Consider the following 14,326-nt stretch of genomic DNA (forward strand, 5'->3'; position numbering starts at 1 on the left):
TGCTCACCCGCCGGCGCCGTCGAACGGCGTCGGCGGGTGGGACGCGGACTCCGGCCGCCGGTCGAAGGCCCACTCCGGCAGATGGCCGGCGCCGACGAACGAGAGCACGATCTCGGCGAGGCCGTGCTCGGGCTCGATCCGGCGGGCCTGGTCCGCATAGTGCGCGGCGTGGGTGGACCGGCCGAGGGTCCACGACAGCCACCCGCACATGGCCAGCAACGGCGCGCGATCGCGCGGCCGTGTGCGTGACGCCAGCGCGCGCACGACGGAAAGCGCGGCGATCAGCCGGGCGGGTTCGGGCCGTGCTCCGTCGCCCCACATCCGCATCGCGAGATGGGCCGGGTACTCGGCGCCCTGCTCCCACCGCAGCTGCGCCTGGAGCGCCTCGTCGGCGTCGCGGACGTGGCCGCTCCACCCGACCAGAGCGATGTCGCGCAGCGCGGGCCGGCGCAGGCACCAGATGAGCGCGGCGCCCTCGTGCGGGTCGATGTGCTCCGCATCCCACTCCAGGGCGTCCTCGTAGAGCTGGGGCAGGTCGTCGAGCAGCAGCGATGCGACGAGGGCACGCGGATCGATGCGCTCGTCACCGGGGCGACGCTCCCCGAAGGATCCGCGGTCGTCGCCGTCGCCTGGACCGCACACGACGTCGACGGCGCGCTCGAGGGCGGCCATCGCCTGCTCGGCATCCGCCATCTCCGACGCATCGACCTCGGCCAGCCGAAGCCCGTCCTCCAGACCGTCGGCCGGCTCCGGCAGCCGTTCGAGCCCGTGCGGCACGGCATCCCCCAGCTCCGTCAGCGGACGCGCGACATCCGCGTCCGAGTAGGAGCCCCACCCGTCGTCGGCGACGCACAGCGCGTCGACGAGGCGCAGGCCGCTCGACGCGGTGCGGCGCGCGACCGCATCGGCCAGCGACCGGTGGGGCAGACCGCCCTCGGCGGATCCCGAGGCGTAGGCGACCAGGGCGACCCCGTCTGCCGTCGGCAGCCTGCACACCATGCCGACCAGTGTCGCGGCGAACCGGTCGACGTCGACGTCGGCGGCCGGCAGGTCGACGCGGAGCGCGCCCAGCGTGCGCTTGCCCTCGAAGGGCACGAGGACCGCGCTCTGCGAGGCATGGAACCCGAGCAGTCGCGGGACGAGGGACAGGAACTCCGCCGCACTCGCGGCCTTCACGATCGTGGTCATGGCAGGACTCTGGTCGACTCGCCGGGGCCGAGACCGTCGTTCCGCGGAATGGGGATGACGGCCGGGGTGGGGAGGAGACCCTGCGGGCCCGCGTATCATGGAGCCGTGGATGAATACTGGCTCGCCGTCGTGTGGTCGCTCCTGCCGACCGTCGTGGTGAGTCTGCTCTTCTGGTACGTGCTGCGCAGTGTCGTGCGCGCCGACCGGAACGAGCGCCGTGCCTACGCCAAGATCGAGGCCGCGGAGCGCGCCAAGCGCGGACTCCCGCCCGTGGGCGCTGCGGCATCCGACACGACGCCGGTCAGCGCCGAGAACTGACACCCTCTCCCACTACGCTGGGCTCAGCCGGGCATTCGGGGGGAGGCGATCGTGGACGACGGGGGTGCGTTGGAGCTGACCGTGACGAGCTGGACGCTCCTGGCGGTCTTCGTCTTCGACATCGTCGTGCGCGTCACCGCGGTCATCGTCGTCCCGCGCAACCGGCGCCCTACCGCCGCGATGGCATGGCTTCTGGCGATCTACTTCATTCCGCTCATCGGCGTCTTCCTCTTCCTGCTGATCGGCAACCCGCGCCTTCCGCGCAAGCGCCGTCGTATGCAGGAGCGCATCAACGAGTACATCCGTGAGACCAGCGACGGCCTCGATCTGGGAACGCTGCGTCCCGAGGCGCCTGAGGCGTTCACCTCGCTGGTCCGGATGAACCGCACTCTCGGAGCGATGCCGCTGGCGGGCGACAACGGCGCCACGCTCATCTCGGACTACCAGGCGAGCCTGGACACCATGGCTGACGCCATCCGCGCGGCAGAGCGCTACGTCCATGTGGAGTTCTACATCCTGCAGACGGACGCGTCTACCGAAAACTTCTTCCGGGCGATGGAGGAGGCCGCGGCGCGCGGAGTCGTCGTGAGGGTGCTGCTGGACCACTGGGCCAATCGCGGCAAGCCCTTCTACAAGCGCACCCTCAAGCGTCTCGACGCGATGGGGGCCCACTGGCACCTGATGCTCCCTGTGCAGCCGTTCAAGGGCAAGTATCAGCGTCCCGACCTGCGCAACCACCGCAAGCTTCTGGTCGTCGACGGTCGCGTGGCGTTCACCGGCTCGCAGAACGTCACCGACTCCACCTACAACCTCAAGAAGAACATCAAGCGCGGGCTGCACTGGGTCGACCTGATGGCGCGCTTCGACGGCCCGGTGGTCGCGTCGATCAACGCGGTGTTCCTCTCGGACTGGTACAGCGAGACCGGCGAGGTGCTCACCGACGAGACGCAGTTGTTCGAGGTGTCGTCGGGGACCGGCGATCTCGACTGCCAGGTCGTCCCGTCCGGTCCGGGGTTCGCTTTCCAGAACAACCTGAAGCTGTTCTGCGGTCTGATCTACGCCGCGCAGAAGCGGGTCATCATCGTCAGCCCGTACTTCGTCCCCGAGGAGTCCCTGCTGCTCGCCGTGACGACGGCATGTCAGCGAGGCGTCCAGGTCGAGCTCTTCGTGTCCGAGGAAGGCGACCAGGCGATGGTCTACCACGCCCAGCGCAGCTACTACGAGGGCCTGCTGCGCGCGGGCGTGCGGATCTGGATGTACCGCCGCCCCTTCATCCTGCACTCGAAGTCCATGACGATCGACGACGAGGTCGCCATCATCGGATCCAGCAACATGGACATGCGGTCGTTCGGTCTGAACCTCGAGATCTCGATGCTCGTGCGCGGCGGCGAGTTCGTCACCGACATGCGCCAGGTCGAGGCGACGTACCGCGGCCTCAGCCGCGAGCTCACGCTCGACGAGTGGATGAAGCAGCCGCTGCGATCGACCGTGCTCGACAACCTCGCCCGGCTCACGTCGGCGCTGCAGTAGAAGCGTCGCCGGACCGTGCCTCGTGGCTAGGCTGGCGACGTGGCGAGAGAAGACGCGTGAGCGCGACGACAGGGGCGATTGCCGTGCCGCTGCGCGTCCGGCTGCGTCTGGGCCGCGCCGCCGTGCAGGTCCTCGCCGCGGGCGCGGGCGTCGATCTGCTCCACATCAAGGGCGACGCCGTCGATCGGCGGCTGCGTCCGGAGGGCTCCACGGGCACCGACATCGACGTCCTCGTGAGACCTGGGCACCTGCGGTCGCTCGACGAGGCGCTGACCGGTCATGGCTGGTCCGTCTACAGCACGTTCCGCAACGGGTCGCCCTTCGGCCACGCGCAGACCTACACGCATGCAGACTGGGGCTACCTCGACGTCCACCGCTCCTTCCCGGGCATCGGGCTCGACCCGGCAGCGGCGTTCGAGGCGCTGTGGCGCGACCGGACGAGCGCCGACTTCGGCGGCGTCGCATGCGCCACCCCGAATACGACCGGACAGGCGCTGATCCTCATCCTCAACGCGGCACGCGCTCCGCAGGGCGCGGCCTACGACATGCCTGCCGCGTGGGAGGGCGCCGGTGACGACGAGCGCGCCGCGCTGCGCTCGCTCGCAGGCGACTTCGACGCCGAGACGGCGTTCGCCGCCGCGATCGGAGAACTCGACCGTCACCGCGAGAAGCGGGACTATCTGCTGTGGAAGGCCGTTTCGAGCGACGGCACGCGAGCGCAGGAGTGGTGGGGGCGGGTGCGGGCGGCGCCGACGCCCCGCGCAGCCGTCTCGGTGCTGCTGCGCGCGCCGCGCGTGAACATCGAGCACCTTGCGCACGAGCTCGGCCGCGCGCCGACTGCGGCCGAGATCGTGCGCGAGTTCTTCGCGCGACCCGCCCGCGGCATCCGCGAGCTCTTCCGAAGGAGAACACGATGAGGCTCGCACCGGCTGCCGGCGTGGCCGTCGAGACCCTCGACGGCACGGTCTATGCCGCACCGCTGCCCGATGGGCCGATCTTCGTCCTCGAGGGTGTCGCTGCGGTGATCTGGGAGGCCGCCTGCACCGTCCCACGCGCCCAACTCGCGGCGGCGATCGCCGAGCGCACCGGCGCGGAGGAGAGCGAGGTCGCGACGAGCGTCGAGGCGTTCGTCGACGACCTGACGGCGCGGGGACTTCTCACGGTTGAGTGATCCGACCGGATCGCTCCGGTCGCCTGCGATACTGGAGCGATTCCGGAAGGGGACCGCGATGACCACCACGAGCGCCCGTGCCGCCGTCTGGCGTGCGCGCCTGGCGGACTGGTGGGCCGGGGTCTGGCGGTGGGTCCTCCTGGCCGCCGCGGCGTTCGCGTCGGCGTTCCTCGTCCTCGAGAACGCCGGCCGGCACGGGGTGACCACCGCGATCGCGATCGCAGCGCTCCTGATCGCGGCGATCGCCACGTGGTCCCAGCCGATGGCGATGGCGCTCATGGCGATGCCGCTGCTGCTCATCGTCGAACGCGTCGGCATGGGCGGCACCAATCTGTCGGTATCCGATGCCGCCCTGTTCGCGGCGTTCGGAACCGCGATCCTGCTCGGCGACCGCCACTACAGCAAGCCCATGCGCCAGCTGCTCTGGCTGAACCTCGTCTATCAGTTCGCCACGCTCTTCACGGTCATCGTCAATCCGCAGGCGCAGAACACCCTCGAGTGGGTCCACGCGTGGCTGCTCATCTCGGGCGCCCTCATCGTCGGCTGGGCCCTCGGACGCGCCGGCTTCGCGCGCACGGCCCTGCTGCTGCTCATCGCGGGGGCTGTCGTCATCGCCCTCGGAACCGTCGCGACCGCCGCTATGCAATTCGCCGGCGGGAACTTCGGCCCGGTCTACCCGAACTGGCCGTGGTCGATGCACAAGAACTTCGCCGGGACGACGATGGCCTTCGCGGTCATCATCGTCTACATCAATCCGCCGTGGGCGCGCCTGCCGCAGCGCTGGATCGGACTGTCGTTCTGGCTCCTGGTCGCGGCGATCATCATGACGCAGTCGCGTCAGGCGATGGTCAGCCTCATCGCGGCGATCATCGTCGTGGCCGTCCGCAAGGGCGCCTCGAGGCGCCAGCGCCTCGCGCTCCTGCTGGTGATCCCCGCGGTCTGGATGGTCGTGACCATGATCATCGAGCAGATCGAGTCGCAGAACCAGCACAACTCGTTCTTCCAGCGCGTCGACTGGCTGCGTGAGGTGTACGCGTACTGGAAGCACGCGCCCTTCTTCGGTCATGGACTGCGGTTCTGGTACTACGACCGCACGCTGCCCTACCAGCCGCCGCAGGCCGAGCTCGAGGTCCTCGCCAGCGCGGGCCTCGTCGGCCTCCTCGGCTTCGTGGTGATGTGGGTCGGCATCCTCATCGTCCTGGCCCGCGTGAACCCGCTCTTCGGCACGCTCGCGCTCGCGATCACGCTCAGCCGCATCGCCCAGTCGCAGTTCGACCTGTTCTGGACGGCTGTCGGCGTCTCGGTGCCGTTCGTGGTCGCGGGGCTGTGTCTCGGGGCGTTGGCGCGGTACGAACGGGAGGGCTCTGCCCTGCGCGGAGACGACGCGGCTGCGATCGCGGCGCCACCCCCCGGCGAGCCGGCGACGCGCGCGCCCGCGAGGCCCTGACCGGGAACGGCGCGCGCGTCCCCCGGAACCCGGTGCGCACAGCCGCCCGCACGCATCGCCGCCCGCGTGCCATACGATGGTCCCTACGAACCGAGCGAGCACCACGCGGTGGCGCCTGAACCGACGGAGACCAGATGGAGCTGCGCGACTACTTCCGCGGTCTTCGCCGCCATTGGATCGCGATCCTCCTCATGACGGTCGTCGGCCTCGCGGCGGCGGTGGGATGGACGGCGTTGCAGACGCCTGTGTACCGGGCGACGGCGAGCGGCCTGATCGAGCTGGTCGAGCCCACCTCGGAAAGCGTCGCGACGAACGCGATCATGAGCGACAGCCTGGCGCGCGGGAAGGTCGCGACCTACCTCGAGATGGCGACGTGGGAGCCCACGGCCGAGGCAGCCGTCGAGATCTCCGGACTGAATATCTCGCCCGGCGCCGCCAATTCCCGCGTCAATGTCGAGAACCCCTCGGGAACCGCCGTCCTGCGCGTCACCGCCCGCGGGTCGGACCCTGCGGCGGCGGCCGCGCTCGCGGATGCCTGGATCGAGGCCCTGGCGCGGACGATCGACGAGTTCGAGGGCGACGGCGCACCCGGCTCGGCGACCCTCACCGTCAACATCGCGTCGCCCGCGGTGCCGCCGAGCGATCCCATCTATCCCGACCCGCAGACGGCGCTGATCGTCGGCGGTGTGCTCGGGCTCGGGTTCGGCATCGCGTTCGCCCTCATCCGCACGGTCTCGGACCGCCGCATCCGCTCCATCGCCGATGTCGAGACCCACACGCAGATCCCGGTCGTGGGAACCATCCCGATCAGCGATGCGCTCGGCGGCGACAGCCGGCTGTTCGACCCGACCGCCGTGACCAAGGGCAAGGACAGCAGCTTCGCCGTGTCGGAGGCGCTGCGTTCGCTGCGCACGAACCTCCAGTTCATGGACGTCGACAACCCGCCGCGCGTCCTCGTGGTCACGAGCCCCCTCCCCAGCGACGGCAAGTCGACCATCGCCGCCAACCTCGCGCTCACGCTCGCCGCGAGCGGCCGCTCGGTCGTGCTCGTCGACGGCGACCTGCGGCGCTCGACCGTGGCGAAGACCATGGGCCTGCCCGGCGGCGCCGGGCTCAGCGACGCCCTGGCCGGACGCGCCAAGCTGACGGACGTCCTGCAGCGAACGCCGCGCTCACCCAACCTCTTCATTCTCACGTCGGGGAGCGCTCCGCCCAACCCGAGCGAGGTCCTCGGCTCGGAGCGCATGCGCCAGGTCCTCGATGACCTGTCCCAGCACGCGTTCGTGATCGTCGACGCGCCGCCGCTGCTGCCCGTGACCGACGGCGCTGTGCTGACGCACCAGGCCGACGGCGCGCTGCTCGTGCTGACGATCGGCAAGACGACCTACGAGCTGCTCGACCGCTCGCTGGATGCGCTGCGCAAGTCCAGCGGTCGCGCGCTGGGACTCGTCCTCAACCGCGCTCCGATCCGCGGCGCCGACGCCTCGCACTACTCGTACGAGTACCGGCGGTCCTACGGGGCGCCGGTGTCCGGCGAGGCCCCGGTAGAGGAGACCGAGCCCGACACGACGGCCGAGGCGGCCGCGGAGGCCGCGACCCCGACCGAGCCCGAGAGCCCGGTGGGTGCGGGCGGACGGCGTTCGCGCGCGGAGTGACCGGACCGCGGCCCGGGGCGCGGTCCCCGCTGCGGCTGCGATCGGGGCGGCCCGTCCGCGCTGATAGGGTCGGACCGGTCGAGCCCACTCCAGGAGGGAGACGCGAGTGAGCGTGAGTCCGCGCGACCCGAGCGCGGAAGGCACCTCGGAGGGCGCGCTGCGCGCGCGGGCGATCAGCTTCTACCTTCCGCAGTTCTTCCCGATACCCGAGAACGACCAGTGGTGGGGGCCCGGCTTCACCGAGTGGACCAACACCGCGCGCGCCCGGCGGCTGTTCCCCGGCCACGTGCAGCCGACGCTGCCGGCCGACCTCGGCTTCTACGACCTGCGCGTGCCCGAGACTCGCCAGGCGCAGAGCGACCTCGCGCAGCGCTACGGCGTCGAGGCGTTCGCGTACTGGCACTACTGGTTCGGTGAGGGAGAGCGGATCCTGGAGCGTCCGTTCCGGGAGGTGCTCGAGCTCGGCGAACCGGGCATCTCGTTCTGCCTCGCGTGGGCGAATCAGACCTGGACCGGCACGTGGCACGGTGCGCCCGATCGCATTCTCAAGCAGCAGCGCTACCCCGGACCCGAGGACGACGCGGCCCATTTCGCGACGATCCTCCCCGCCTTCCGCGACGAACGCTATCTGCGCGTCGACGGGAAGCCGGTGTTCTACGTCTTCCGGCCGGAGGAGCTCCCGGACCCGGCGGCGTTCGTCGACCGCTGGCAGGCGATGGCCCGCGACGCCGGACTCGGCGGCCTCTACCTCGTCGCCGAGATGAGCGACCTGCTCGGCGGCGGCGCGCGCTACGCGAACGGCGAGGCCGACGGGTTCGACGCCAGCGTCTACATGCGCATTCCCGTCGAGGTGAATCGCCGCACGACGCTGCAGATGCGGGCGCGTCGCAAGCTGCTGGGCGGCCCCGAGGTGTGGCCGTACTCCGATCACATCGCCGAGACGTTCCCCGCCGATCCGCACGTCCAGCCGTGCGTCTACCCGAATTGGGACAACACGCCCCGGGCGGGCCGGCGAGGCCTGGCGGTCACGGATGCCACGCCCGAGCGGTTCCGGCGGAACGTGGCGGATGCCGTCGAGCTGCTCGCCGACCGACCGCCGCAGGAGCGGCTGCTGTGGGTCAAGTCGTGGAACGAGTGGGCGGAGGGGAACCACCTCGAGCCCGACTTGCGCGAGGGCCACGGCTGGCTCGAGGCGCTGCGAGAGGGCCTGACGTGAAGCGGGCGGAGCGTGAAGCCGCGCTGGCCGGCATGGCCAACCGACCGCTGCGGATCGCGATGATCTCGTACTATCTTCCGAGCGAGAGCAAGATCGGTGTCGGCCACCAGGTGCACGCGCTGGCGAACGAGCTGGTGCGCCGCGGCCACACCGTCGACGTCTTCAGCCCCTGCGCTCCGGTCGAGGGAGCGCTGTACGGACACGTCCATGTTCCGCTCACCGGCGCGTTGCGCACGTTCCGGTTCGGCACCGAGATGCGGCGCCGGGATCTGTCGTCGTACGACGTTCTGCACGCGCACGGCGAGGACTACTGGATGTGGCGGCGGCGTGTGCCGATGCACGTGCGGACGCTCCACGGCTCGTGCTTCGAGGAGGCCCTGCGCATCCGCGGCGCCAAGGAGAGGCTGCGCATGGTCATGCTCGGCTTCACCGAGGTGCTCGCGAGCATCGTGGCCGACACCACGGTGCTGATCTCCCCGCAGACGCGCCGCTGGACACCCTGGGTGAAGAACGTGATCCCCAACGGCGTCGATCTGCGGCGGTTCGCTCCCGGTGACACCCCCCGCAGCGAGACGCCCACGGTGCTGTTCGTCGGCACCTGGCGCGGCCGCAAGCACGGTGCAGACCTCGCCCGCATCTTCGCCGAGGAGGTGCGCCCGCGGGTGCCCGACGCGACGCTGCGCATGGTGACCCAGGACGCGCCCGACGATCTGCCCGAGGGGATCGTCGCCCTCGGCCGGCTCACGGACGAGGAGCTCGCCGACGAGTACCGCCGGGCGTGGGTGTTCTGCCTGCCCTCCTCGTACGAGGGCTTCGGCATCCCGTACGCCGAGGCCATGGCGGCCGGGCTCCCCGTCGTCGCGACGCCCAACGTCGGCGCGCGCTATGTGACCGACGAGGGACAGTGCGGCGTCGTCGCCGAGCTGCCCGACATCGGCGCGAGCCTGACCGAGCTGCTCTCCGACGGCGGGATCCGTGCACGGTATGCGGCCCTGTCCGAAGGACGTGCGCCCGAGTTCGACCTCGAGGATGTCGCCGCCCGCTACGAGCGGCTCTACGTCGGGGCCGACCTGCCGGCCGGGCAGCCGCGGGGGGCCGTGGCATGACCCCCGCCCCCGACGCCCCCGTCCACGTGAGCATCGTGCTCGCCACGAACCGCAACTCCCCCTATCTCGAACCGGCCCTGCAGAGCGTGCGCGACCAGACCTACCCGCACTGGGATCTGCTCATCGTCGACAACGGCATCCCCGACCCGGCGGCCGTGGCCGCGAGCATCGACGACGACCCGCGGATGTCGATGATCGCGACGGATCCGGCGGCCACCGCGGGGCAGTCCCGCAACGTCGGCGTCGCACGCGTGACCGGCGAGCTGGTCACGATCCTCGACGACGACGACATGTGGCGGGCGGACCGCCTCGAGCGCCACGTCGCCGAGCACACGGCGCATCCGACGGCTCCCGCCTCGTTCTCCGCGTACCGGCACATGGATGCCGAGGGACGCCCGTTCGGCGTCGACTGGCGGTCGCGGCAGACACCGGCATCCGACATCCTCGAGGGAGCCGCCGAGACGCCACTCGGCCCGACCCTGGTCATGCGCCGCGACGATTACCTCGCGATCGGCGGATTCAGCCCCGAGATCCCGATCCTGGTCGACTTCGAGCTCGCGCTGCGGCTCGCGCTGCGGGGCGACCTGCGCTACATCGACGAGCCGCTCGTCGACTACCGGCGCCACACGACGAACATGACCTCGACCGCGCCCGCCAACGTGCGGCTGCGGCGCGCGGTCATGGACGCCATGATCGACCGTCAGGCATGGGCGGCCGCGGGTCGCCGGCAGCCCGCCACGGCTGAGTTGTTCCGCCGCCGTCAGCGCCGCTTCCGCCGCGACCAGGCCGCGGGGATCGGCGTGGGCGTGTATCGGCAGCTGCGCCGCGGTCAGGTCGCGGATGCCGGGCGCGATGTCGCGTGGGCGCTGCGGCACGCCCCGACGGCCTTCCTGGCGTCAGCCGCGTCGGCGCCCTTCCGCAAGCTGCGAGGAAAAGCCACATGACGACGACCGAGCCGCCGCTGAGCGTCTGCATCGTGACATACGAGCGACCCGACTTCCTGCGACGATGCCTCGAGGCGCTCGTCGCGAGCATCGCCGACGACGTCCAGATCGTCGTGGTCGACGCCTCGCGCGTCAGCGCGCGCGAGGCGGTGGCGGCGATCGGCCCGTCGATCCGGTACATCCACGACCGGTCGGTGGCCGGCTGGATGACGCGTGCGCGCAACGTCGCCCTGCTCGCCGCCCGCGGCCGGGTGGTGTCGTTCCTCGATGACGACGTCGTGATCCGCCCCGGCTGGGACCGGGCGCTCCTCGCGGCCTTCGAGGACCCCTCCGTCGCCGCCGTCGCGGGACGCACGTGCAACGGGCTCCCCGGCGAGGAGCAGTACGACCTTCCCATCGGCCGGCTGCGCGAGGATGGGTCGCTGACCGAGGGCTTCGCCACCGACGGCGACGCCCGCGTCGAGGTCGACCACGGCATCGGCGCCAACATGTCGTTCCGCCGGGACGTGATGGCCGAGCTCGGGGGCTTCCGCGACGACTACCCCGGCACGGCGCTGCGCGAGGACACCGACATGTTCCTGCGAGTCCGTGCTCTCGGAGGGCGCGTGGTCTTCGACCCCGCCGCCGCGGTCGACCACCTTCCGGCGCCGCATGTCCACGGGGCCCGATTCGACACGCGCTACAAGCTCTACGCGCGCCGGAACCACATGGTGCTGCTCGCTCGAGCGGGCGGCATCCGCTCCCCGCGCCTGCGGCGATGGATCGCGGGACAGTACCGCGGCGTCGCGGATGCGGCCGGCGCCGCGGGCAAGGCGAAGCGGCTCGCCGTCACGACGGTCGGCATCGGCTGGGGCGCCGCCGCCATGCTGCGCGACGCCGGGTGGGGCCCCCTGCCGCCGGCGCGCCGCGGCGGCGCAGCCGAGCGGATCCGCACGAGCCTGCGTGACGAGACGCTGACGGATGCCGCGCCCCCGGGGGCCCTGAGGATCCACGCGTACGTCATGCTGGCCGACCCGAGCTTCCTGCGCGAGAGCCTCGCCGCCTACTACCCGCACGTGTCGAAGATCGTGCTGTCGTTCGACGAGAACGCCCGTTCGTGGACGGGCACACCGCTGCCGATCGCGCAGTGCCGCGAGCTCGTGCGCGAGGTCGACGTCGACGGCAAGTGCGTCGAGGTTCCGGGCGACTTCTCGCACCTCGACCAGGACCCGCTCGACAACGACACCGCGCAGCGCCAGCACGCGCTCGACGCCGCATCCGAGGGCGCGGACTGGGTCCTCCAGCTCGACACCGACGAGGTCATGCTCGACCCCGAGGCGTTCTTCACCGCCCTCGCGCGGGCGGATGCGCGGGGCGCGGCCGGCCTCGATTTCCCCGCCCGGTGGCTGTACACGCGGCCGAGCCCCGGCCGCTACCTCGAGAGCTCGACGCGGTTCTGGCGTATCGCGGGTGGATTCCCGGGGCCCCTCGCCGTCCGCGCCGGCTCGCGACTGAAGCTCGCGCGTCAGAGCGAGGGTCCGCTGTACCGCGTGGACTTCCGTGCGCGCAACACCGATCGCTACCACCCGAAGGACGCGCCGATCGACGAGGTCGTCGGCCCCGAGTCCGGTGTCGCCCACTTCTCGCGCGTGCGCGATCCCGAGGGGATGAAGCGCAAGTCGGGCTGGTCGGGGCACACCGTCGAGATGTCGCCCCCGCCGATCTACCGGGCGTGGGCGTGGCGCACGCGGCATCCGTGGCTCACCGCGGCGACGACGCCGCTTCGCCGCAAGGGCTGGTACCGGCTCGCGTCGATTCCCGAGCCTCCCGGGGGCGAGCCGCCGGTCGTGACCTTCACCGCGGAGGAGCTCCCGGCGGTCAGTTGAGCTCGCCGAGCTTCACGAGTCGTGCGAAGTCCTCGTTCGCGCGCCGCACCTCGTCGAACCGGCCCTTCGCCGAGATCTGCCCGTCCTGCAGGAACACCAGCGTGTCGGCGTTGCGCACCGTCGACAGGCGGTGCGCGACGATGACGATCGTCAGGGTCCCCTTGAGCTCCTCGAGCGTCGTGGCGATCTCGTGCTCGGTGAGGTTGTCGAGCGCCGACGTCGCCTCGTCGAGCACCAGGACGGACGGGCGGCGGTACAGCGCGCGCGCCAGGCCGACGCGCTGCCGCTGGCCGCCCGACAGCCGCACGCCGCGGTCGCCGACCTTCGTGTCGAGACCCTCGGGGAGACCGGCGACGACGTCCTCGAGCTGGGCCATGCGGATGACCTCGTGAACGCGCTCCAGGTCGGCGTCGGCGGCGGGAACCCCGAACGCGATGTTGGCCAGCAGTGTGTCGTTGATCAGGAACACGTCTTGCGGGACGACGCCGAGGCCGGAGTACCACGCGGCGCGATCGTCGAGGATGGATCGACCCCCGCACTCGATGGTGCCCGACGTCGGTTCCAGCAGACCCAGCACGAGGTCGACCAGGGTGGACTTGCCGGCGCCGCTGGAGCCCACGAACGCCGTCGTGTGGTTCGCCGCGATCGTGAGGCTGAGATTCCGCAGCACGGGATCGTCGGAGTCGCGGTAGGCGAACGTCACGTCGCGGATGGCGATGTCGCCGTGGTAGCGCTCATCGCTGAGGGGCGTCTCGTCGTGCGTGCCCCCGGCGGCGAGCTCCGACGCGGCACGGGTGAAGATGCCCAGGCCCACGCGGCCGACGCGCATCGTGGTGAGGTTGCCGGTCACGCGATTGAGCGTCGGGATCGCGCGTACCGAGGCGGCGGCGAAGACGCCGAGGACCGTGAAGGCCGTGGCGGCGTCGGAGGTCGTGAACAGCACCATGGAGATCACGAGGATCGCCACGACGAAGCCGATCTCGAGCACATAGCGCGGCGCCTCGGCGACGATGCCCATCTGCCGCGCCGCGTGTGCGCTGCGCAGGCGGGCCTTGCGGAAGCCCTCGACGAACGCCGATGCGCTCGAGGTCAGGCGTGCCTCGCGGAAGCCGTCGAGGCCGGGGATCAGGAACGACCAGGCCTCGAGGCTCGCCGCGGCCATCTCCTCGCCGATGCGCGACTGCCGCCGACGCAGCAGGCGCTGGATCCCGACCACCGTGATCGCGAACAGGAGGATCGTCAGCATCGTGACGCTCGACGCGGCCACGGCGAGCACCGCGCCGATGGCGATGAGCACGAGGATGTCCGTCGCGAGGCCCACGATCGCCAGCAGCACCGAGGCCGACTGGTTCGTCGCCTCGTTGATCGAGCGGTAGACCTCGCTCATGCGGCGCGCGCGGTGATCGGCATACGGGGCGAGGACGTAGCGGCGCAGCAGCTCGGTGGACGACAGCGCGGCGATCTTGGACGTGCGCCCGAGCAGCCACCACCGGAAGACGATCGCGGCGATGCTCTTGGCGATGAAGAAGCCCGCGACGAAGAGCGCGACGATCGGGATCAGCTCGGCGGGGTCCGACGTCCCGAACGTGTCGGCGAGGATCTTCAGCGCGCCGCTGTCGGTGCTCGCGCCGGTCATCAGCTGCGTCAGCGGCACCATGGCGGCGACGCCCAGGGTGTCGAGCGCGGCGAGGATGAGCGAGACGGCGATGATCCCCGAGACCCACGGAAGCGGGCGGGCTCCGGCCATCTCGAGCATCGAGCGGAGCTGGGCGATCAGGCCCGGCTCGTCCGACGAGCGTGGCATCGTTCTCCTCGGGAGGCTCCGGCGCAGGAAAACGCCTGGTCGGGCTCGTACGCGTCGGTTTCGGGCACCGTCTGTTTCGGTT

12 protein-coding genes are annotated in these 14,326 nt (G+C 71.2%); 10 read left to right on the forward strand and 2 right to left on the reverse strand.

Annotated features, from left to right (window positions below; genetic code table 11):
- Positions 1-3 precede the first annotated feature (3 nt).
- Entirely contained in the window at positions 4-1,188 is a 1,185-nt protein-coding gene (locus P0L94_15555; protein ID WES63871.1) for a DUF4192 family protein, read from the reverse strand.
- Between the two features lie 105 nt (positions 1,189-1,293).
- Between P0L94_15555 and P0L94_15560 the strand changes: the two genes are divergently transcribed.
- The 10 genes from P0L94_15560 (at position 1,294) to P0L94_15605 (ending at position 12,440) form a co-directional block, all read left to right on the forward strand.
- Positions 1,294-1,506, forward strand: a complete 213-nt coding sequence (locus tag P0L94_15560; protein WES63872.1) for a hypothetical protein — start codon at positions 1,294-1,296, stop codon at positions 1,504-1,506.
- 51 nt (positions 1,507-1,557) lie between these two features.
- The gene (gene cls / locus P0L94_15565) at positions 1,558-3,036 is read left to right on the forward strand and encodes a cardiolipin synthase (GenBank protein ID WES63873.1); all 1,479 of its coding nucleotides are present in this window, start codon (positions 1,558-1,560) and stop codon (positions 3,034-3,036) included.
- A 56-nt stretch (positions 3,037-3,092) separates the two neighbouring features.
- Positions 3,093-3,953, forward strand: a complete 861-nt coding sequence (locus tag P0L94_15570; protein WES63874.1) for a hypothetical protein — start codon at positions 3,093-3,095, stop codon at positions 3,951-3,953.
- Entirely contained in the window at positions 3,950-4,207 is a 258-nt protein-coding gene (locus P0L94_15575; protein ID WES63875.1) for a PqqD family protein, read from the forward strand. The genes P0L94_15570 and P0L94_15575 overlap by 4 nt, the downstream gene beginning before the upstream one ends.
- Before the next feature lie 58 nt (positions 4,208-4,265).
- Positions 4,266-5,654: an O-antigen ligase family protein gene (locus tag P0L94_15580; protein ID WES63876.1), complete on the forward strand. Its 1,389-nt coding sequence runs from the start codon at positions 4,266-4,268 to the stop codon at positions 5,652-5,654.
- A 134-nt stretch (positions 5,655-5,788) separates the two neighbouring features.
- Positions 5,789-7,309, forward strand: a complete 1,521-nt coding sequence (locus P0L94_15585; protein ID WES63877.1) for a polysaccharide biosynthesis tyrosine autokinase — start codon at positions 5,789-5,791, stop codon at positions 7,307-7,309.
- 106 nt (positions 7,310-7,415) lie between these two features.
- Positions 7,416-8,525, forward strand: coding sequence for a glycoside hydrolase family 99-like domain-containing protein (locus P0L94_15590; GenBank protein WES63878.1), 1,110 nt, complete (start codon positions 7,416-7,418; stop codon positions 8,523-8,525).
- A complete protein-coding gene (locus tag P0L94_15595; protein WES63879.1) occupies positions 8,522-9,631 on the forward strand; it encodes a glycosyltransferase family 4 protein in 1,110 nt (369 codons plus the stop codon). Before P0L94_15590 ends, P0L94_15595 begins: the two co-directional genes overlap by 4 nt.
- Positions 9,628-10,575 carry a glycosyltransferase family A protein gene (locus P0L94_15600; protein WES63880.1) on the forward strand — a complete coding sequence of 316 codons (948 nt, stop codon included), beginning with the start codon at positions 9,628-9,630 and terminating at the stop codon, positions 10,573-10,575. Before P0L94_15595 ends, P0L94_15600 begins: the two co-directional genes overlap by 4 nt.
- Positions 10,572-12,440 (forward strand): glycosyltransferase, encoded by a 1,869-nt coding sequence (locus P0L94_15605; protein ID WES63881.1) that lies wholly within the window; start codon positions 10,572-10,574, stop codon positions 12,438-12,440. The genes P0L94_15600 and P0L94_15605 overlap by 4 nt, the downstream gene beginning before the upstream one ends.
- Here the strand turns inward: P0L94_15605 and P0L94_15610 are convergent.
- Entirely contained in the window at positions 12,433-14,244 is a 1,812-nt protein-coding gene (locus P0L94_15610; GenBank protein WES63882.1) for an ABC transporter ATP-binding protein, read from the reverse strand. The two genes, P0L94_15605 and P0L94_15610, sit on opposite strands and share 8 nt — an antisense overlap.
- Positions 14,245-14,326 lie beyond the last annotated feature (82 nt).

The organism is Microbacter sp. GSS18 (assembly GCA_029319145.1).
Classification (GTDB): domain Bacteria; phylum Actinomycetota; class Actinomycetes; order Actinomycetales; family Microbacteriaceae; genus Microbacterium.